This window comes from Clostridium sp. AM34-11AC (assembly GCF_003435375.1).
GTDB lineage: Bacteria > Bacillota > Clostridia > Lachnospirales > Lachnospiraceae > Pilosibacter > Pilosibacter fragilis.
Window position 1 is genome coordinate 12,486 of the sequence record NZ_QWGL01000007.1, and the last position, 19,938, is coordinate 32,423.

16 protein-coding genes are annotated in these 19,938 nt (G+C 49.6%); all 16 read right to left on the minus strand.

What is annotated here, in order from left to right:
* Nucleotides 1-12: 12 nt before the first annotated feature.
* From DW826_RS06385 to DW826_RS06460, 16 genes are read right to left on the minus strand one after another with little or no spacing between them, the layout of a single operon-like run.
* Complete coding sequence (locus DW826_RS06385; protein WP_117552330.1) at nt 13-1,704, minus strand: HAMP domain-containing protein; 1,692 nt, start codon at nt 1,702-1,704, stop codon at nt 13-15.
* 21 nt (nt 1,705-1,725) lie between these two features.
* The gene (locus tag DW826_RS06390) at nt 1,726-2,112 is read right to left on the minus strand and encodes a DUF4280 domain-containing protein (protein WP_015552464.1); all 387 of its coding nucleotides are present in this window, start codon (nt 2,110-2,112) and stop codon (nt 1,726-1,728) included.
* Nucleotides 2,113-2,115: 3 nt separating this feature from the next.
* On the minus strand, nt 2,116-2,649 hold the full coding sequence (locus DW826_RS06395) for a hypothetical protein (protein WP_117552331.1): 534 nt from the start codon (nt 2,647-2,649) through the stop codon (nt 2,116-2,118).
* A 16-nt stretch (nt 2,650-2,665) separates the two neighbouring features.
* The gene (locus DW826_RS06400; protein WP_117552332.1) at nt 2,666-4,519 is read right to left on the minus strand and encodes a hypothetical protein; all 1,854 of its coding nucleotides are present in this window, start codon (nt 4,517-4,519) and stop codon (nt 2,666-2,668) included.
* Entirely contained in the window at nt 4,506-6,659 is a 2,154-nt protein-coding gene (locus DW826_RS18595) for an AAA family ATPase (protein WP_117552333.1), read from the minus strand. Before DW826_RS18595 ends, DW826_RS06400 begins: the two co-directional genes overlap by 14 nt.
* Before the next feature lie 27 nt (nt 6,660-6,686).
* A complete protein-coding gene (locus DW826_RS06410) occupies nt 6,687-7,445 on the minus strand; it encodes a hypothetical protein (RefSeq protein WP_147327129.1) in 759 nt (252 codons plus the stop codon).
* Nucleotides 7,442-8,017 carry a DUF4255 domain-containing protein gene (locus DW826_RS06415; protein ID WP_015552459.1) on the minus strand — a complete coding sequence of 192 codons (576 nt, stop codon included), beginning with the start codon at nt 8,015-8,017 and terminating at the stop codon, nt 7,442-7,444. The genes DW826_RS06410 and DW826_RS06415 overlap by 4 nt, the downstream gene beginning before the upstream one ends.
* Nucleotides 8,018-8,054: 37 nt before the next feature.
* Nucleotides 8,055-10,022, minus strand: a complete 1,968-nt coding sequence (locus DW826_RS06420; RefSeq protein WP_117552335.1) for a hypothetical protein — start codon at nt 10,020-10,022, stop codon at nt 8,055-8,057.
* 5 nt (nt 10,023-10,027) lie between these two features.
* Nucleotides 10,028-10,924 carry a hypothetical protein gene (locus DW826_RS06425; protein ID WP_117552336.1) on the minus strand — a complete coding sequence of 299 codons (897 nt, stop codon included), beginning with the start codon at nt 10,922-10,924 and terminating at the stop codon, nt 10,028-10,030.
* 36 nt (nt 10,925-10,960) lie between these two features.
* A complete protein-coding gene (locus DW826_RS06430) occupies nt 10,961-12,700 on the minus strand; it encodes a hypothetical protein (protein ID WP_117552337.1) in 1,740 nt (579 codons plus the stop codon).
* Between the two features lie 18 nt (nt 12,701-12,718).
* Nucleotides 12,719-13,837, minus strand: coding sequence for a phage tail protein (locus DW826_RS06435; protein ID WP_181968006.1), 1,119 nt, complete (start codon nt 13,835-13,837; stop codon nt 12,719-12,721).
* A gap of 22 nt (nt 13,838-13,859) precedes the next feature.
* Nucleotides 13,860-15,695, minus strand: a complete 1,836-nt coding sequence (locus DW826_RS06440) for a baseplate J/gp47 family protein (RefSeq protein WP_117552339.1) — start codon at nt 15,693-15,695, stop codon at nt 13,860-13,862.
* On the minus strand, nt 15,692-17,347 hold the full coding sequence (locus DW826_RS06445) for a baseplate J/gp47 family protein (RefSeq protein WP_117552340.1): 1,656 nt from the start codon (nt 17,345-17,347) through the stop codon (nt 15,692-15,694). Before DW826_RS06445 ends, DW826_RS06440 begins: the two co-directional genes overlap by 4 nt.
* On the minus strand, nt 17,340-18,686 hold the full coding sequence (locus DW826_RS06450; protein WP_117552341.1) for a hypothetical protein: 1,347 nt from the start codon (nt 18,684-18,686) through the stop codon (nt 17,340-17,342). Before DW826_RS06450 ends, DW826_RS06445 begins: the two co-directional genes overlap by 8 nt.
* 26 nt (nt 18,687-18,712) lie before the next feature.
* Nucleotides 18,713-19,123, minus strand: a complete 411-nt coding sequence (locus tag DW826_RS06455) for a GPW/gp25 family protein (RefSeq protein ID WP_117552342.1) — start codon at nt 19,121-19,123, stop codon at nt 18,713-18,715.
* A gap of 18 nt (nt 19,124-19,141) precedes the next feature.
* The gene (locus DW826_RS06460) at nt 19,142-19,927 is read right to left on the minus strand and encodes a phage baseplate assembly protein V (RefSeq protein ID WP_117552343.1); all 786 of its coding nucleotides are present in this window, start codon (nt 19,925-19,927) and stop codon (nt 19,142-19,144) included.
* Nucleotides 19,928-19,938 lie beyond the last annotated feature (11 nt).

The window sequence follows — 19,938 nt, forward strand, 5'->3', positions numbered from 1 at the left end:
CTCTTTCTTCCATCAGAAATCCTCGATATACACGTTGATCTCCGATGTATCCTCCTTCATATAATACTTGTTGCAAAGATACAGGTATTCCCTCGCCGCGTAATCACCCTGGGAAACCTTTAATACCTCAACAAAACATCTTCTCGCCTCATAAAAGCGTTTTGCCATAAAATGCTTCACACCGTCCTCGAAGCTCTGTTTTGTATATTCCTTGATCTCCCGCAAAGCCTCATCGTCCCCATCATAAACATCATAGATCTTCTCCAGGGAATCCGTTGCGCTGACATGGATCATTCCGAGGATCCTCGCGTGATATCGGCTGTCAAAATTCGGGATCCAGCCGACTGCCGTTCCTGTCACAAGAATTCTTGCCTTATATTTTCCGGCAACCTTTCTCAGATAATCGACCATGGAGATCTGTTCCGACAACGTAACCTCTGAAAGTCTCCGGTCATGTCCGACGATTCCTACCATCTGGCTCCCAATGGAGATGGCAAACGCCAGCTCTATGTCCGAAAATTCAGGCATGCGTCCTGCCTTTTTTTCTTCATTTAGTTTCTGGCAGATACTGATGGCACTGTCCAGGGCATTCTTGCCGACTTTTGTATAGATTGCGCTGAGTCCTCCGTTAAAGTAGGAATCTACTACGCCGTCCTTTTCCATAATAACCGGCACACTGAGCTGATACACACGGTTCAAAAAACCAAACAGTTTCCCGGCGTCCATCTGTCTCGTTTTTTCTTCAAAATTGTTGATCTGCATCCGCAGAACCTCAAGGGGAACCGTGCGGTTATCCCCAAGATTGATCTCTTTAATGCTCTTTTTCCCCAAAATCTCAAAGATTGCTGACGGAACAAACTTATAATAACCATCATTCAGATCCATGATCTCCTGAATATGGGATCCGATGTTAAAGGACATTCTGTTGAATACTTCCGATATCTCCCCAATCTCATCCCGGCTCTTAATTGGTACCTGTACACCGAGTTCCCCGTCTGCCATCTTTTCTACACCGTTTTTCAGGATACGCACCGGTGAGATAATACTGCTGTTCACGAGTACGAGGAGTACCAGAAAACATCCCGTTATCAGCAGTGCCATCATAACCAGCAGATTCTTGAGGCTGTACTTTAAGAAGGTCTGGATCTCATCCATCGTAAAGTCCACGCCAACGACAGCTACCGGTGTTCCCGTATGATCTTTTACCGGCACATATGCCGATGCCAGATATCCTAACTGAGTCATGGTCGGCTCCAGATCGCTGTTTGGCTCTCCGGTGGCCATCGCTTCCTTTGCCAGCTTAAAGTTCTCATTCCAGTCACCCCGGTCTCCAAGCTTTGCCAGATAATTTGTCTCGTTTGCCGCCGCCGCATCAAACAGATAAACCGTTGAATCCTCGGACACCGGCTTCACTACATAGAGATACAGCACTCCGGACTGTTCCTTGATATTGTCCAGAATTGCTTCCAGCCGGTCATATTCTTCATCTCTTTCCCGTGTAATGCTGTATCGAACCAGCTCGTCTCCGTCCAGATAAGATGCCGCAAGCTTTGCGATCGTCACTGCTTCACTGGCGTACCGTTTCATCATGGAGCTGCGGTATGTACGGTATGTCACTGCGCCCACCGAAAACATGATGATCACGGCAAAAAGCAGAAACAACACTGCAAATTTTGCCCGAAGGCCAAAGATCCGTTTTTTCATAATCTGCTCACTTCCTAAGTTTTAAGGTATCTGTATGTTTGTCGTTCCCGGGTTCGTGATCTGAATCACGCCGCCATAAGCGCAGATGGCCTTCGAACTCTGGTTCAACGCCGGCGTATTTCCGACGAGAACTGTCGGTGACCCCGGTGACCACGGCGCCGGGATCACCGGAATGCATGGCATCGGAGTTAAGACTCCGAATGCCGCAGCCGTCGCCGCTGCCACAGCCGGATTCGCCATGGACTGACACATTCCGAAGGGCATCACATTTTTCATCGGCACGTGATCCATGATCGTCGCCACCGGCATGGACGATACCGTCTTTTTTTCCGGCGTCACCATAAGAGTGGACGGTGCCATTCCAAATGAGCAGGTACACATAGCACCTCCAAGTACACAAAATCCCATTTCTTACCTCCACCCGGCTTCCAGTTCATGTCCGACGGCCGCCATGATGACCTCGGTCGGCGTTCCCTCGATCCGGCTTGCCAGAAGTCCCTCTGCCATCTGCGCATATTTGACGAGATTTAACAGGATCTCACCCACGACGCCTTCATCAGGGAGAGCTTCCTTTTCCATCGCCATCACATAGCGGTAATCAACTCTTGCCTCATGCCCACCTGCCCCCGGCACATAGGAAAAGCTGCCTATCAGTGTCAGCATATTCAGTTGATTCACAAAAACGATCAGCTCACCCGCCGGGATCCTGTCTATTTTTAATGGGATCTGAAGATAGATCTGAAGATACTTTGTAAATTCGGAATCCTCATCCGGGAGATCGATATATGTAAACACCGCTCTCTCGTCGCAGTCTTCCTCCACAGGAAGGACCGCTGCCAGAGATGGATAGTCTGTTTCCTCTCCGATCAGTTCTGTCTCCCACTCCAGATCGTCCAGGAGCTCTTGCAAACTCCTCAGATCCCGCAGTTTTAAATCATGTTTCATTGATTCCCGCTCCTCTTTACTCTCCGGCTCCGAAGGCCTCTGCCATCGCTTCAATCAGTTTTTCCTTGCTCGGAGCCCCGATCAGTGCCGGCATGTCAGCTCCCATTCCTACCAGCATATTTTCTGCGTAATCATAGCTCTCCGCCGCTTTCCGGATGCTGCCCGGATCGGCTTTATTGAGGTCGATCTTTCCTTCCCCATCCAGATAATCGGAGACTTCCGCTATATTGTCGTAAATATGTTCCGCGTATTTATTCCGGAATACCTTCTTGTTCTCCTTTGATCTGGCATGTCCGAAGACGCTTTTCCCATACTCAAAGGCCTTGCTTCCCACAAACTTTCCGCCACTGACAATGCTGTTTCCAAGCTTGATCGACGCAGAAACGATATCACCGATTCCCGGGAAGAATTTTGCGATATTAGCCGCTACATCCACACCCTGCTGGGCCAGCGCGATCGTCGCATCTTTTTTCTTGTTTTTGTTCTTATAGATCACTTCCTTCAGCTCATCGTACTGTTCCACCGACTCTGCTTCTTTTGCCATGTAATAAAGATGCTTTCCGCCGTCTTTTTTTGAATCTGCCGCCTGCCTCATCGTATCTCTGGCGTCACTGCCTCCTCCGATCAGACCGCGTTTCTCTCTTTTTCCCAGTTTCTTTGCATCAAGCTTCACCGCTCCGCTTTTATCTTCTCCGACAAAGCTGTACAGCCCCTTCAGCTCCGGATCGTTCGCATACTTTTTCTTTCGTTTTAACATCCGCTCCTTCAGGAGTTTTTTCTGTTTCCTGAGTTTTGAGATTCTCCGCTGGCTCATGACAAATTTGTAGCCCTCGCTGAAAAATGTGATTCCATTTTTAATCAAACCGATGATCGCCCCGATAAACGGGAAAGTCGAGAGTAGTTCCGCAATCTTTCCCGCCGCGCTGGCCAGAATGGAAGCGCCTTTTGTCACGATTCCAACGAACTTGTCAAGGATGTTTTCGCTGCTGCTCTTATTTAAGTCCTTGATGAAGAAGATCGCATCTTTCACCAGCATCGCCGCGTCCTTCATCATGCCGAAAACTCCCTCCATAGGTTCTGACTCATCCTTGGCATCTGAGATTGCCTTCGCTACCTCCTCCACATTTTCCCTGATCTCTCCGGCCTGCTCTTTCGCCTCCATTCCTGTTTTCAGCGATTCTTTATCCTCATCGCTGAGCAGGGACTCGCTCAGACTTGTCAGCTCCTCCTTCATCTTTCCAAAGAATCCATCTGCTTTTTCCTGATAGCCCGGATTGTCCTCAAATAAGCGGACCCGCCGGATCAGCTGTAGCATTGGCTTATCTTTTCTCATTGTCCGGAAACGATCAATCAGACTGTTCTTCTTCGCAAGCTTCGGATCTTTTTCGATCTCCTCTTTTCTCTTTTCGACCGAGGTCAGCAGTTCGCTGTACAGTCGTTTTGCCGTGTCGATTCTGGACATCGCCGACTCATAATACTCCTGCGCCTCCGCCTTTTTTTCCTCATTTCCGGTATCTTCCATCATCCGTTCATGACAGTTAACCGTTCCTTCCTCTAAAAGGGACATTTCATAAAATTTCACATTTGATGCCTGTCGGATCTTATCCAGCTTTTTTATACTGTAGACAGAAGAAAGCGATTCCTCTGTAAACGCAAACCGGTTCGAGTATTCACGGGCCCGTTCACTGCGCTCCTTCATATCCGTGTACCAGTCTGTCTGATTTTTCTTTACCGGCTGTGTGGTCTCCTGTTCTATCTGGGAAGGTGCTGTATCCTTTTCCTGCAAAGCTTCCTTTGCCTTTCCGGAAAACTCTGCTTTTTTCGCTGTGCGGACAGGATCTTCTTTTTTCTTCTTTTTAAATAATGGCATGGCTCGTATCCTCCTCTCGGTTCATCAGGCTGTAATATGGTCCAAAATCTTCCCGCTGAAGGTTTTTTCCTGACTTTTTCATCTCTTCTTTCAGACAGTTCAGGATCTGCTCCATCTCAACTTCTGTTCCTGCTGCCGCGGCCCGGAATGCAGCTGAGACAGCAATGTTCTTGATGCTGCTTCCCGAAAGTTCAAACTGTCCTGCCAGAAATTCGAAATCCACGTCCTCACTGACCGGAGTCTGCCTCGGATACACCTGACTCCAGATTTTCAGACGCCTTTTTGCATCCGGAAGCGGAAATTCGATCATAAAGCGGATCCTCCTCTTAAACGCCTCGTCAAAATTCTGAATATAGTTTGTCGCAAGGATCACGATCCCCTCATATTCTTCCATCTTCTGAAGAAGATAGGCAGTCTCGGCGTTCGCGTATTTATCCTGGGCATCCTTTACCTCTGACCTTTTTCCAAACAATGCGTCTGCTTCATCAAAAAACAGAATGCTCTGGCTCTTTTTCACCTCTTCAAAGATCTCCCCAAGGTTTTTTTCTGTCTCACCGATGTACTTTGACATGACACTGGAGAGATCTGCCTTATAAAGCTCCAGATGGAGTTCCCGCGCCAGAACCTGCGCTCCCATTGTCTTTCCTGTCCCCGGCGGCCCGTAGAACAGCATGGATACGCCTTTTCCGTAGACCATTTTTGAGGCAAATCCCCACTTTCCGTATACCTGATGGCTGTATTCGATCTGATCGCAGGCATTTCTTAACATCTGCTTTCTGTCCGGCGGAAGGATCAGGTCATCCCAGCCATATGCAGGTTCGATCTGCATGGCCCGTTCCCCGAGCCGGTGGCTTACCTGATGCCTGCATGCGCGGTACAGATCCTCCTCCTCTGCCCGTTTTCCTGTCCACTGTACCGACCGTGACGTCTCAGCGGCGGCAGACATGATCTGGCCCGGGTGGGATGTGAATTTTCCGGCAAGGATCTCGAGCCGTGCATGTTCTGTTTGAAATGTTTCCGGCATTGCCTCCGGGTGCTGTCTCAGCGCCTCCTCCCACAGAGTGATCCGCTCCCCAATATCCGGAGGCGAAATCTCCAGTTCCGTGACCGGCGCCGGGAATTCTTCCCGGCTGTAAGGCCATGTCTGATCTGCCAGCAGGATCACCTGGGGAAGATGCATAAGGACCTTTTCGACAACCCAAAGAGCCTGATACATTTTTCCATTCTGAAACAGGAGCTGAAAATTTCGTATGCAGAGTACCGCCCTGCGGATCTGCGTTTCCCTTATCATCTCATCTAAAAGCTTTCCGGGGTCGTTTCCATCAAGTTTTCCGATATCTGCCTCCAGACAGAATCTCCCAAGCTTTCTGCATGCATGACGGATCATAAAACGTCTCCCGGAACCCGGGTGTCCAAAGAGATACAGGATCTTCTTTTCTTCAGGCACCGTTCCCAAAAGAGCAGCCGTCCGTTCCATCTGGTCTTCCCGGATCACCATCGGCTGTTCCTCCAGATCACTTCCGTCATAGAGCCGGCAGAATCCTTCCAGTTTTTCAGGCTCTGTTTCCGGTGATAAGAGAAATTGAAGGATTCTCGGATCCAGTCTCATCTCTGTTCTGCTCTCCCGGGAATTTCCTGTACCGAAAAAGAAATCGAAGGTTTCTTTTTCCTCAAGCATGTTCCGCATACATTCGATTCTCGCCCTGCTGTCTGCCGTATAAAGACAGAGTCCAAGTTCCAAAGTTGGATATATCTTTTTGTAATTCTCCGGAATCTCCTGAAAAAGTTCTCCTGAGTTTCGATCCAGTTCCGCGGCCAGCGCCAGACTGACACAGTGTTTCAGATATTTTCCGGCTTTTTTGATATGAAACAGATATTCCAGAGGGATGACCGTCCGTCTCCTGACTGACTGTTCTGCTTTGCGGTGCATCTCCTCAAAACTATGTTTTCCTCTTCGAAGGATCTGTGAAAGCTCCAGAATGCCTTCCCGGGACACTTCCGTATCCCGTATTCTTCCCTCCCCGGCAAACACAGATTGTTTTTTCCAATTCAGGTACTCACCGGCAAGGCTGCGGACATTTATCAACAGCTCCTGTACATATTCATCCGCGTTCATATATTGATCTGTCTCGCGCTCCATCCGGTCTCCCCCTTTCCTGGTCTTTCTCTATTCTGCCGGATTCCACTTATTCTGCTGCCCTGTGAAGATCTGCACCGACCGGACCTTCTCTCCTTCACGGATCCTGCATAAAATCTTTTTTTCATCCCTTGATCTGATCTTTAACGGAATCGTGAAGTTCCCGTCCCTGTCTGTCCGGGCCATGCTGCACTCATAAATCTTCGTTCCGGCTTTTTTGTAAGAATGCTTCAGTGCGTGTTCCAGCACGATCTTTCCACTACGGCTTTCCTGCTGTTTTACTTCAAAAAACTCACCGTTTTTTTCATCCTTGTCCAATATAAAGAATCTGCGTCCCTCCAGTTGTTTTTCGTACGGGTTAAAAAGCTCCATACTTTCAGGAAGCTTTTCTGAATGGTAGTCGGAAAAAAGCCGCCACAGGCCGCTGCTCTCCTCCGCCGCCACCTCGATCACAGTTCCCGGTTCTGCACAGCCGGTCACACAGGTCGTCCCGGCCGGAAGCGGATAGTTTTTTCCCGGCCGCAGTCTTTTTTTCAGGATCACAGCCTTTCCATCCTGCATTCCCGCGTCAAATTCCTCCGTCTCATACCGTTCTGAGCGGATCTCCACATGCACCGGCATCGGACAGTTTACAAACACATAAAACCCCTCTTCCTTCCGGAGTGGTCTGATCAGCCCGGAGGCCGTGATCATGACAGAAGGATCTGATATCGGACGATCCGTGAAATCATCCCATAGTTCCAGTACCAGAGAGACCCTGTGCCGTACATGTTCTCCTCGTCCATTCATTGCTTCTCCTCCAGTCCGAAATCCACATCCATAACTCTCGCTGCTCTCCGGCTTCTCGTAGATTCGATCTCCACCGGAGCAGCCCTGTAAAACAGGGACAGCTTATAACCGGCATTTGGTACGCTGTAGATCCTCATCTTGTCTTCCAGCGTCAGATTCTGCATACTGATCTCCACATCCAGTTGTTTTCTCACTGTTTTTGGCTCCAGAGTCTCTCTGTCCAGACACGGATGATCCGCGAGGATCTGGATGATCCTTCCGAGGATCTTATGTTCCTCACCGGACCGGAACTTGATATCACCGGTGGAAGTCACCGTGATCATGTAATAAAGGTTTACATAACTTGGAGGATACTGAAGTTCTTCCGTTCCTCTTGCGATCATCGTGTTGACCCGCAGCTCCTCGCTCTCCCGGATATCATACAGGTGGATTCCCACCATGTAATCCCCCCGGTCCGTCGGACTGCAAAGGCCCACCGCGTCCGGATTCTGCAGCGTATCCGGAACGAGCTCTCTCCTTAAAAGTTTTACGATCGACATTCCGACATCCGCGATCGATGTGGATCTTCCCATTGCGTCCGCTCCTCTCTGTCTGTGAAACTGCTGTTATTTAATCCTCATAGCCCGGACCGATGCCCGTTCTCTTTGCCCTTCCAGGTATCTGTGCAGCTGTGCTCTCTGCCGCCGTTTCATTTTCCTTTGCGGTATTTCCTGCTTCCGCCGCCGTCTCCGGGGCGCTTTCACTTTCCACTGCTGCTGTCTCTGTTTCCGGTTCTTTCGCCGCTGTCTCCGGCCCTGTCGGGTTCTTCGCGGCATCCAATTCTGCTTTTGGCGTTAAGAGCACTCCGTTCCGGAATTCTCCTTCCGCCAGCACCTTACCCGTAGCCGCGTCATACAGCACTCCAGATCCCGAATAGGAACCTAACTGGAAACGTCCCTCATACGTCTTTGCGCCATTTTTATCGTATTCCGTTCCGTCCCCATCATGGACATCTTCACGAAATCCACCCTCATAGACCAGTGCTTTCGTCTCAGGATCGTATTCCTTTCCGCTTCCCTCGCGTTTTCCTCTGAGGAATGTTCCCTCATAGATCAGGTTCTGCGTCACCGGATCATAAAGACGGCCATCGCCGTCATAGAGGTCCTTCAGAAAGCTTCCTTCGTAGACCACACTTTCCGTTTCCGGATCATAGAGAATTCCCTCTCCCTCTTTCATTCCTTCCGCAAAGGTTCCCTCATAGAGAAGCTTTTCATCCTGATAGATTTTTCCCTCTCCGTCATATTTTCCGGCTTTCCACTCACCGTCATAGATCATGTGTCCCTGTTCATACAGGCTTCCGTTTCCCTCGTACAAACCATCGTGGAATTCTCCCCCATAGAGAAGCACTCCGTCCTGATACAGTTCTCCTTTTCCCTCGTAAACACCTCCGAGAAAATTTCCTTTATATAAGACTTCCGTTCCTTCGTAGAGCGTACCACTTCCCTCATACAGGCTCTCGTGAAAATCACCTTCATAGATCAGCTCTCCGTCTGCGTACAGGCTGCCTTTTCCTTCATACTGACCGTTTGAAACCTCTCCGCGATATTGGATCTTTCCATTTTCATCGTAGAGAACCGTCTGGCCCGCGACGAACTCACCGTCCGCATAGGTACCCCAACTGTCTGCCCGGCCGGAATTTCCATACGCTTTTCCTTCGCCCTGTGGGATCCCTCCCGCAAATGCACCCACATAGACCTTTTTTCCGTTGCGGTACAGGGTTCCCTGACCTTCATAGAGTCCTTTTACAAAGCTTCCCTCGTAGAGGATCATTCCCTTCTCCCCATAAAGAGTTCCCTCTCCGCTGTATCGTCCTGCCTCAAAGCTTCCTTCATAGATCAATGTGCCGTCTTTATCGTAAAGGCTTCCACTTCCGCTGTACTTTCCAGCCGCAAATCCGCCTTCATATTCCAATGTCTCATCTTCGAAATAAAGGGATCCCTTTCCCTGATACTGATTCTGTGAAAATTCTCCCGTGTATTTTACGTTTCCATTCCCGTAAAACAGCGTCCCTCTCCCCTCATACATCTCATTTTCGAACTGCCCTTTATAAAGGATGTTCCCGGCATAATCATACAAGGTGCCTGTTCCCGTAATTCTTCCGTCTGCTAACGGTCCTCTGTATAGGATCACTCCGGTCTCAGGATCCGTCAGTTTCACTTTTCCTGTATATCCATACTGTTCCGCTGTGTTTACCGGGATCGTTTTCCATAGAAAACGGGCTGTGACTACCGGATGGACAAATTTAAAATACAGGATCGGAAGCAGGATCACCGCGATCAGGATCGCCAGCAAAAGTTTCTTGGCCGCGTAGTATCTGCCGACCGGAAGATATTCCTCTAAAGACTCCGGCTTCTTTGAAACCGCCTTTTTTACCTCCGCCTGCACATCAGTGACCACTGTATTTACCAGCGTGTTCGGATTTGACAGCCTGCGGAACTTCAGGCGGAGAGCGGCAAACGGGCGCACGAGTGCCCGAAGGATCCTGCGCCACCCGTACTGCATCGTCTTTTTCCAGTCAAAATCATTTATAAAACGCATATGTTTTACTCTCCCGTCTGTCCCCCGGCATCCTGTCCTGCGGTCTCCCCAATTGTCAGTGTGCCGATTGCTTTATAATTCATTGCCTCTTCCGCCTTCTTTGACGGATAGCGGATCGTATAGACCAGATATCCCACGAGCGCTCCGATCACAAGTGCCAGAAGAAGGTATTTTAAACCGCGGACAAGTTTCTTTATCTTCTCCCACAACCGGAAACCAAAGCTTTTCGGTCTGATCTTTCCCGCCTCCTGAAGCGTCAGCGCCGCCCGGGCGGTAATGTCATATTCTCTCAATATAGCAGCAATTCCCGGAAATTTTACCTTTTCTATTCTCTCAAAAAACTGCTCTAACGGCGGGCAGGAATGTTTTTCCAGCTCCTCCGGAAAGATTTTCTTTAAAACTCCGGTCAGACGTTCTATGACATCCCGGTCTGTAATACTGTCAAACCGGTCCAGTTCATGAAATCCGTAGGAAAAACGGATATCCCCATTCTTTCCTGCCAGAATATTTCCTTCCCCCAGCACTTCATACTGAAGATACGTTGGAAGATTCAGGATTACGATCCTTCTCAGAATATTACCGGCGATCATGACCCGTTCTTCAAAACCTGTATCCGATGAGAGCCGTTCGGAAAGTGTCATATAATCATAAGAGCGAAATACGATGTACAGCCTGCCCTCCCTCGGAAAATATCCCAGAAAATCATCGTATGGAGCATTTTCCTGCTGCGCAGCGAGAAATGGCAGGAATTTGTGGATGTCCGCATCCTGTTTCAGGACCACAAGCATGCATTTTCCCTTTTCCGGGTGCTTTTCATCTCTTGCTATCATGACATCCAGCCGTTCCCCGGATTCTGCCATCCGGAGAATCTCATAGTCGCTGTTCAATGTCTGTATCCGCATGGCTCCTCCTTTTCACCTATTTCTTAAAGTTTCGTTTTACTCTCCATCGCGCACCACCACATAGATGGAAGCCCGGAGGTTTTCATATCTGGTACTGGCTGCACTCACTTCAAAGATTCCCGGCACATTCGGAGCCGTATATTTTCCGTTTGGCTCGATGGTTCCACCATTTTCTTCTCTGATGCTCCATGTCACCGGTGTCGGGGCGATTCCTCTGAATTCCGGCTCCAGAAAGAATGTCTCTCTGGTCTTCAGATACAGAATGTCCGGGCGGATCAAAAGCGCCGTCTCTTCCACATCATGGACCTTTTCCTTCGCATCCCGGATTGCTGTCCAGTTGACCCTGACATACCGGTTCATAGTCGGCTCCACAAGCCGCAGCCCGATCCGGAAGGTTCCTGTCTTTGCGTCCGCCTTCGCAGCTAACTCTGCGCGGAACGGTACTTCATCCGCGAAAATCTCCGGGGAACCGTAGATCACGCTGTCCTCATCCCGCACACCAGTACAGGAGCCAAGGATGATCGTCACATTTCCGAGCCCCAGCTCATGGGAAATATCCCCGGAAAAAAATCTCTGTCCCGTGTTTCCGCCGAGCCCAAGATCAAAGATCACATGACCGGTAGTCACTGCCGGCTCCTCGCTCTTACTTTTTTCTATCTGTTTTCCATGGGAGCTGCCAAAATCTGCCTGATCTTTTACCATCAGGGCATCTTCTGTTCTTCCTATCTTTCCCATCACATCCGCCAGCACATTATTGTATACAAACTGTCCAAATGGCATCGGCTCCACTGCGTCAATGAGATACGACTCTCCTGCCCGGATCACATAGATCTTTGCCAGATAAATGCTCTGCTGATAGTTATTCCGAAGAATATCTTCCATCGCGCTCCGGTAATAGTTCTTTCTGACTTCATCGGAGACTTTTCCGCTGATCAGCTTCACCGCCTGCTTTCCGGCGGCTGCCGCTTCCATCTCTCTTCCGCCGAAAGCAAGGTGGAAACTGCCCTTTGCGAGTTCCAGGATTCCTTCCGCATTCTTTGTAGAACTCGCCTTCACACGGTAAATGATCTCGTATCTGTCTTCCTTCTGATGCTTTTCCTCGTCAAACATGACGGTCAGATGGTTTTCCCCGGCATATTCCAGACATGTGAGTCCAAGATCGTAGGAAAAGCGGATCGACTGGCCCTGACCCATATTTTCCACCAGGATCTTAAGTTCAAATGTATCTCCGCAGGACACATAGGACGGACATGTCTGGGTGATCTTCACGCCTTTCCCCATATAGATCACCGATGTATGTTCATAAAATACCGCATCGGAAAGCACCGTCTGGGACGGCTCCCGCTCCGTCACTGTAAGCTCGTAGCCTTCCTGATAACGGTTATACTCCACCCCGCTCTCCCCGGTCACATTGTGGACCGGTTCCCTCTCCGTCTCCTTATAGTCCATGCAGAGGTACAGATATTTCTTTTCGTCACCGCTCCTGATAAAAGAATCAAATCCATCGATCATGGACAATTTTTTTACTGCCGGTGTATCCACAACGATCTCCCGGCCGGAAAAATCCAGAGCAAGTCCGGGTTCCACAGAAATTGTCATGTCATCGATCGGGACTACATTCAGTCCACATACCACTCCGGTTCCATATAAAAACCGGTTCAGTACTCGTCTTTTATCATTCATATATCTCTGTTCTGTTTCAAAGTCATCCACAGTCAGAAGCTTGCCGTAAAAATATTTATTTCTTTCAAAGGGAAAATACTTCATGTTCTTCATTGGCTGTATTCCTTTCTCTTACAACTGTCCGATCCGTGAAAAATGCATGGCAGACAATCCGTCTAACTGCATCGGACGATATTCACCAAGCCGGCTGTTGACGCCAAGATACGTGTGCTGATCCAGAAAGATGTAGGGAGTCAGCAGAACGATTCTGCAGTCTATATGTGCCGGAACCGCATGTCTCACAATCTGCATGAAGGTCCTGTATTCCTTCTGTCCTCCATTCTGCCCCGTATGGATCAGGACTGTCACTGTATAAGGGCTGTCACCATACAGCTTCTTCCATCTGCGGATCTTTTCCGGATCGCTCTCCTGCATCTGGTAATGTTCCACCACATACACCTCACAGTCCCTGTATAAGGTCAGCATTTCCTTCAGATATTCTACAGTTCCCCGGATCCGGTAGAGCCGCAGGGCATTTTTTAAAAGATATCTCAACTGTTCTTCATTCCAGGCCGGAATGTCCTCGATGGACAGCCAGCCTGCCATCCAGGAAAGGAAGTCCGCCTGCGCGCAGTCCGGATCAAAGAGGTCCGGGCTTCGTCCGATCTTCTCCGTCAGCTCTTCATAGAAGCTCTGGAATACACCGAGATACCGCTCCAGAAAATCCCGGTTCTTTCCACTTCCCTGATAGACCTCCGGCAGCCAGGAGACCCAGTTCTGTTTCGGAAAATCGATCCGGATCTCTGTGATCCCGTCAAAATCTCCCGCCGCGCCCCCCGCTTCAAGAAGAAACCAAAGATATCTGCCTCTTACGTCAAACAGCGGCACATCCGCTTCTCCCCGGATCTCTTTCGCGAAGCAGGAACTCATCCGCTGTTTTTTCTCTTCCAGAGAGAGTTCCGGATCCGCCAGAACCTCGTCCAACGGCGCACTGTTGTCTCCCCATACAAGAAACCGGCTGTCACTGCTGTAAAGAGTCATGTTCCATCCGCCGTCTCTCTCCGCGCATACAGTTCTCAGACGGTGCCAGGTCATCTCCTCTTCCCTGCTGTCCAGAACTCTTGAGAAAAACCAGCCCGGTTCCGCCCCGGTCAGCCTCAGGATCCCGTCCGCGGCATTCATTCTATCCACCGTTCCTCTCCGGTAGTCCATCGGTTTATTAAAGATAAAGTATTTCCTGTCTTCTGCCATCTGGTACTCCCATCTTTCCTTTTTATCCTGTGTAGGATACGCTGAGCTGGATCTGTTCCAGTACCGCGAGTCCCGCGGAAGGAAGAAAAACATCCCCGTTCATATTCCTGAGAATCCCCTGTCCGGCCGCATCGATTGTAAGCGACCGGATTCTTCGGATTCCCTGCAGTCCATCGAGAAATCCGTAAAGTCCGCTGTATAACACCGGACTCCCAAAGTCCGAACAAAATTCTTCAAAATACCGGCGGATCTTTCCTTTTAACACCTGCTCGGTATCCCTGTACCACGCGACAAGTTCCAGATCCGCATAGACACGGATCTGGATATATTCCGGTTCGGCGATCTGAAGATCCGTTCCCAGAATCCTTTTCTTATCCATAAATTTCGTGATGTTCTTCCGGTATCCGGCACTCAGCTGCGGGCATTTTTTCTCTGACCAGGACTTTACCGCCGCCACGATCCGGTTATGTTCCCAGTCTGCTCTCACGACCTTTACCCGTTCGATGAGAAGTCCCGGCGCGCGCTTTATAAGCTCCTCATAATCCGCTTTCGTGACCGCAGAATACTTTTTCGCGAGTTCTGCCTCAAATCTCTCAAAACAGCTTTTCGTGGACTCCCTGTCAGCTCCGCCTGTTACATCCTCAAAATTCCACGCCTCAAACAGATGGATCTTTTCTTCCTCTGATCTCCCCGGATGGATCTGACCTTTTTTTACATTTCCGCCGACTCCCTCTGTCCTGCCAAGCCGTATCAGACGGATGATTCCTTCCGGCGGCAATCCGTGGATTCCATCTCCAAAGCAGATATCTCCACTCTCTCCGTCGACCACAAAATGTCTGTCTTCCGGCTTTGATCCGGAAAAATCACGGACACGTCTCCAGGGTTCAAATATTCCCGGATGCTCAGGAGCTTCTGCTTCCAGTTCCACTGAGGCCGGAATTGTCCCGGCGCTCTCCAGCGGGAATCTCTGATTTGGGAATCCTGTCCCCTCCCCCAGAATCCTCTCCCCGATCTGCTCCATCTGGCAGAGCTCCACAGGATTTAAGAGGATCTCTGAGAGTACCGGTACTACATCGTATTCTCCTTCCGAAAACACAAACCGGATCCTGTCCGCGCCGGATTCTCCCATCTCACCCGGGATCCGGATCTTTATGATTCCGCTGTACAGGAATGCGTGTGTATCATCCCGCACAAGTTCACATATCTTCCAGCTGTCTGAACCGGTATCTTTGCACTCCGCGCGGATCCCCGCCAGCGGCTCAAACTCTTCTGAAACCGGATTTCTTTTTGCGCTCCGTTCTTCCGAAAGGCGGAAGAAGAATCCAAAGGTCTGTCCCCCTGTCATCTTTCCGGAAAACTCCATTTCCAGAAAACCGCCGTATTCCGGTATTTCCGTAAAAACCGGAAGTTTCCATCCCGTATCGGATCCATCCCACTCCCGTTCCGAGACATATCCCTGCCTTCCTGTATTTCCTGTACGCACCCTCCAAAGCTTTCCGGAAAAAAGCCTTGTCCTTTCCACGGAACAGAACGGGATCTCTCCTGCGTGGAACTGGAAACCTTCCGGCAGCTCCGTCTCCTCTTTCACGGAACAACAGGTTACCACTGTCCTTGCCGGACAGATTTCTTTTCTTTCGATGCCCAGTAATTTTAAATATACGGATTCATGTTCCAGTCCGACCTGATTCAGATGGAATTCCTGAACTTCCTTCAGCCATGAGAACAATTCCAAAAGCGCAATTCCAGAATCATTTTCATTGAAATTTGTCCATTCCGGGTACAGGAGCGGAATCCGTTTTCTCGCCGTCTCAAAGATTTCCTGAAAATTTTCCTCATCCAGCCGAATCGTAGGAATCAATCTGCTCCACCTCCCGTTGTTATATCGATCTGATGCTCTCCCTCTACAGCCACGGCATACGGGAATTTTTCGAGCTCTTCCGCATCAAGCTCCACAAGTCTTCCATTCTGTTCCGTCTGCGGGATCAGACTCAGCGACGTTACAATCTCCACGCCCTGAACTCCCCGAAGTTCATTTAAAATCTGGATCTGGTTCGGGACCACTCCGATCTCCCATCCATTTCCCTGAAAATTCCCCTCCATGGGATTCAGAAACAGATGAAGTGCTTTTAAAATCCTCTGTCTCGTCTCTAAAATCTGGTTCATATCCCTCACGCGGACCTCGGCCTTCACCGCCATATGGATAAACTGCGGTTCCAGAATCTGGAATTTCCTGTTTTCCCGAAGGGACGCCGGAATCTTGTCCTCCATATATTGAAGGCATTCCCGTTTTACCAGATCAAAATTTTCCAATTCCCGGTTATGCTCCCGCAGCAGCAGGACAAGATTCACGCGTCCCTGTCCCGGAAAACATTTCGCTTTCAGGATGCTGCCGCTGCTTTCCATCGCCAATGCTTCATAATCTCCGGCAGTCACCGCACGTCCTCTGTGGCGGAATGCCCACCCCTGCCTCTGGATCGCTGTCTCCACATTTTCCCGATCCACACCTCCGGACATGTCCATTGGATTTATGACCTGATTGACAAAACCGGTGGTCTCCCGGAACCTGTTTACTGCTCCCGCCGGCACATTTCCGCGTTTTCCACCTCCGCACCGGTATCTGACCCGGATGGAAGCTTCACCGCAGTCATCCGGGATCCTTCCATGGATCCCATCAGAAAACTGTAAGATTCCCTCATTTTTTTCGAGCATATAATGGCAATCTGTCTCAGTCGAGGACGCGAAATTTTCCCGTTCTTCCCAGCGGATCCAGACATGTCTCACGGTTCCGTCCTCCGTCTTTTCTGTTCGGATTTCATAAGCCTGCCGAAGCTTCGCAAGCTGCTCCTCGGAATATTCCCGGTGTTCCTGCACCCATACTTCGGCTTTTGTAATATTTCCAGCTGCCAGACGGAACACAGCATTTTTTTCGTTTGCTTCTACGGAAAAGACCTCCTGATCCATGGTCTCCTCCGCCGTGATCTCCGTGGCATTCATCCATATCTCCTGGATCATCGTGCGCTGCGAAGCTTCTGTATTCCGATCATCTCCAGTCTTCCTGATCCTGATCCAGAACCTCTCTTTTTCCCACAGGATTCCCGGCATAAAGTCGGAATTTCCGAGCAATGTAACGATTCCGATCCGGCCAAAACCTTCTGTTCCGTCGATCATGTTCAGTGTTTTCCAGGTTTTTCCGTTATAATACTCGTATCTCAGGAGATTTCCATTCTGACTGCCTGACCGGAGTTTGAAAAAAATCCGGATCGGCCACTGCCGCAGCGGCTGGTCAAAGCCTATATATAACGTCTCACGTTCCTCCTCCATCGGGACAAACGGTTTCAGATCTTTTCCAGCCCGGAAAAGATCTTCCGGGTAGATCCTGTCGGATCTCATATTATTCAACCGTTCTATCAGCTCCGGCATCGGAAACGGCTCATGATATCGGTATTCAAATCCTGTATCTCTTAAAACCGGAGTGATATACTGTCCGTTCCACCGATACAGATTATTCATTTTTAAAATTCTTGCCCGTATATACCTTCCTTCTACTGCCCCCGACAAGCACCGGTGTCAGATCTCCCGGACAGTTGAATGTGATCTCCGTCTTTCTTTCCAGTTGATCGGAAGCTGCCCGGAACACCTTGGAATATCTGTCACTCTCTGGAAGTTTTCTCCAGTCATTCCCGTTATAATACTCCCAGATCACCTCGTCGATCCCGATATCATACTCCGGGTCCGGAATAAAATCCGTCCGTTTCATGATAAGCTTCCAGTCCCTCTTCCGATCCTGTCCGTATGTCTCCGACGGTATCCGGAGGAAATTCATCCGGAACGACAAGGTGATCTGAGCGTTTTTCTGGGACAGTGCCTGCTCCGACGAGAAATAAACTTCCTCATAAAGTCCCATCTGTTCGCCAAAGGGAAGATATTCCCCCCTCTGTTCGATCCCGCCTGCAAAAGTCACATCCGGGACACTGCGTTCAGTCTGGGAGGTCACCCGGATATCTGCAAATTCCAGCTCCGACAGCAGGGACACATTCCTGCAGCGGATCCTGATCCAGAAAGCGTATGTTCCGTCCAGCTCACATTTTTCTGTTGCCGGCTGATTTTCTCCCTTATGAAGGATCAGTTCTCCCGTCTCCGGTTCTGCTTCCACCTTTGCAAACGGCTCAAACCGTTCCCCTGCTGAATACTCCACTGATGCCGACTCCGGATCCGCAAGTGCTCTCAGAACAGCGGCATCCGGTTCCCGGTTCCGGCTTTTTCTGAATGTCAGACGGATACTTCCGGATCTTTTCACGTAGAAAACATGATTGTGGGCCAGATAAAGCGTATGTTCCTGAACGTTTTCTCCGTATTCCTCAAAAAGTGGAAAATTTCCTGGTACTTTCTGATCCTCTTCCCTGTGTATCCTGTATATCCCGTCTTTTTCCGGAATGACCTGAACCATGTCACAGATTCTCGATGGGGTCACATATACATCGTTTCTCGTCTCAAATATGATTTCTTCCTGATCTTCCTCCGGTCTGGCAAGAAGTCCGGTCCCTCTCCGGATCTCTGTTCCATCTGCCTCCTGATTCACAAGTCCAAATACCGCGTATCCTCCGGCCGGCCGCGCAGGGGCCAGAGCTGTACCCACACAGTTAAAGAAATCCAGCATACTTTTTCTCGGAAGCTTGGCATATTTCTTTAACGTATCCTCGTACATTCCCGCAAACAATAATGCCAACGCGGTTCCGCCATCTGGATTTTCAAGATCCATACGCCACTCAGGGGTGTAGGAGGACGCGCGTTCTCTAACTTTATCTAAAAACGCCCTGGTATTTTTTTCATTCATATCCGGTATTTTCATACAGCGTCCTCCCTGCTTCTCGTCATTTATTCAAAACCTTCCTGTAAAAAGAAAGGAAATACATAATTATACGGGTTGTTGGTTGCCCTGACCCGGAACGCGATCCGGATCATCAGCGCGTTCTGTGCTTCCCCCGGCGAAACAGAAGCTTCCACATCCTCGATCCGCGGTTCCCAGCGTTCTAACGCTGTCCTGATCTCCCGCTCCATCTGTACCATCGTTCCGTAGTCCATCGTCTCATAGGTATACTGTTTGAGACCGCAGCCGAATTCCGGACGCATGACCCGCTCTCCTTTTCCTGTCATCAGGATCAGCTTGATGGATTCTCTGATATTTTCCTCTTCACTGCTCATCCGGAACCGCCCCGTGGTCTCATCGATCTCCAACGGAAAGTGGAAGCCGGTTCCCAAAAACGCTCGCTTTTCTCTTTCTTCCATACCTGCGCCTCCATCTCCTTAGTTGATCTTTACCATCGCTCCCTTGAGCTGGGCAATTCCCGATGCTTCCGCTTTCATCGTTCCCTTCGCTTTTAACTCTACAGAAGTGCCCTCCAGCTTTAACGACTGTCCCTTGAGCTCTGCCATCTGTTTTCCGTTGATGATGATCTGCGAAGCGGTGAGCTCGATCTTATTTGCACCGCCGTCAAGGAGAAGCTTCGCACTTTTACTTGCAAGTTCGATCTTCTTATCCCCTGTGATGCTGACAGAATTCGTTTTTCCATCAATTAAGATCTTTTCCTTTCCCTGTTTATCCTGAACTTCAATCTTCTGGTTTTCATCATCAATCGTCAGGATCTGCTCCCCGGGAGTTTTCACAGAGAGCTTTTCTTTCCCTTTTTCTTCCGAGATCGTAAGCTCGTAGCCGCCCTTCGTCCTGATCTCTTTGACTGTATTCTTTTCATTCGCAGTCTTTTCCGGGAGTGGGTTTTCGCTGTTGTGCAGGCAGCCGAGAACTACCGCATTTTCCATATCTCCCATAATAAATCCCACAAGGACCTCACTGCCGATCTCCGGCAGAGCGTAGGAGCCGAATCCTTTTCCGGCATATCCGTGAAGAACCCGGATCCAGTCGGATGTCTTTGCACCGTCCGTACCAAGAATATATTCCACTTTGACACAGCCCGGATGTTCTTTGTCCCAGTTTTCCTTCACCACCGCGGTGGCAAGGTCTGCCATCTGCATCCGGAATCGCGGGGACGAGGACGATGTTTTTGTATCAAGAATTTCTTTAAACAGATCCATGCTCTATCTCC

Bases quoted from the DNA above. Each gene is read 5' to 3' on its own strand.
- DW826_RS06385 (WP_117552330.1), bottom strand. From the start codon at position 1,704: ATGAAAAAACGGATCTTTGGCCTTCGGGCAAAATTTGCAGTGTTGTTT.
- DW826_RS06390 (WP_015552464.1), bottom strand. From the start codon at position 2,112: ATGGGATTTTGTGTACTTGGAGGTGCTATGTGTACCTGCTCATTTGGA.
- DW826_RS06395 (WP_117552331.1), bottom strand. From the start codon at position 2,649: ATGAAACATGATTTAAAACTGCGGGATCTGAGGAGTTTGCAAGAGCTC.
- DW826_RS06400 (WP_117552332.1), bottom strand. From the start codon at position 4,519: ATGCCATTATTTAAAAAGAAGAAAAAAGAAGATCCTGTCCGCACAGCG.
- DW826_RS18595 (WP_117552333.1), bottom strand. From the start codon at position 6,659: ATGGAGCGCGAGACAGATCAATATATGAACGCGGATGAATATGTACAG.
- DW826_RS06410 (WP_147327129.1), bottom strand. From the start codon at position 7,445: ATGAATGGACGAGGAGAACATGTACGGCACAGGGTCTCTCTGGTACTG.
- DW826_RS06415 (WP_015552459.1), bottom strand. From the start codon at position 8,017: ATGGGAAGATCCACATCGATCGCGGATGTCGGAATGTCGATCGTAAAA.
- DW826_RS06420 (WP_117552335.1), bottom strand. From the start codon at position 10,022: ATGCGTTTTATAAATGATTTTGACTGGAAAAAGACGATGCAGTACGGG.
- DW826_RS06425 (WP_117552336.1), bottom strand. From the start codon at position 10,924: ATGCGGATACAGACATTGAACAGCGACTATGAGATTCTCCGGATGGCA.
- DW826_RS06430 (WP_117552337.1), bottom strand. From the start codon at position 12,700: ATGAAGAACATGAAGTATTTTCCCTTTGAAAGAAATAAATATTTTTAC.
- DW826_RS06435 (WP_181968006.1), bottom strand. From the start codon at position 13,837: ATGGCAGAAGACAGGAAATACTTTATCTTTAATAAACCGATGGACTAC.
- DW826_RS06445 (WP_117552340.1), bottom strand. From the start codon at position 17,347: ATGAATAATCTGTATCGGTGGAACGGACAGTATATCACTCCGGTTTTA.
- DW826_RS06450 (WP_117552341.1), bottom strand. From the start codon at position 18,686: ATGAAAATACCGGATATGAATGAAAAAAATACCAGGGCGTTTTTAGAT.
- DW826_RS06455 (WP_117552342.1), bottom strand. From the start codon at position 19,123: ATGGAAGAAAGAGAAAAGCGAGCGTTTTTGGGAACCGGCTTCCACTTT.
- DW826_RS06460 (WP_117552343.1), bottom strand. From the start codon at position 19,927: ATGGATCTGTTTAAAGAAATTCTTGATACAAAAACATCGTCCTCGTCC.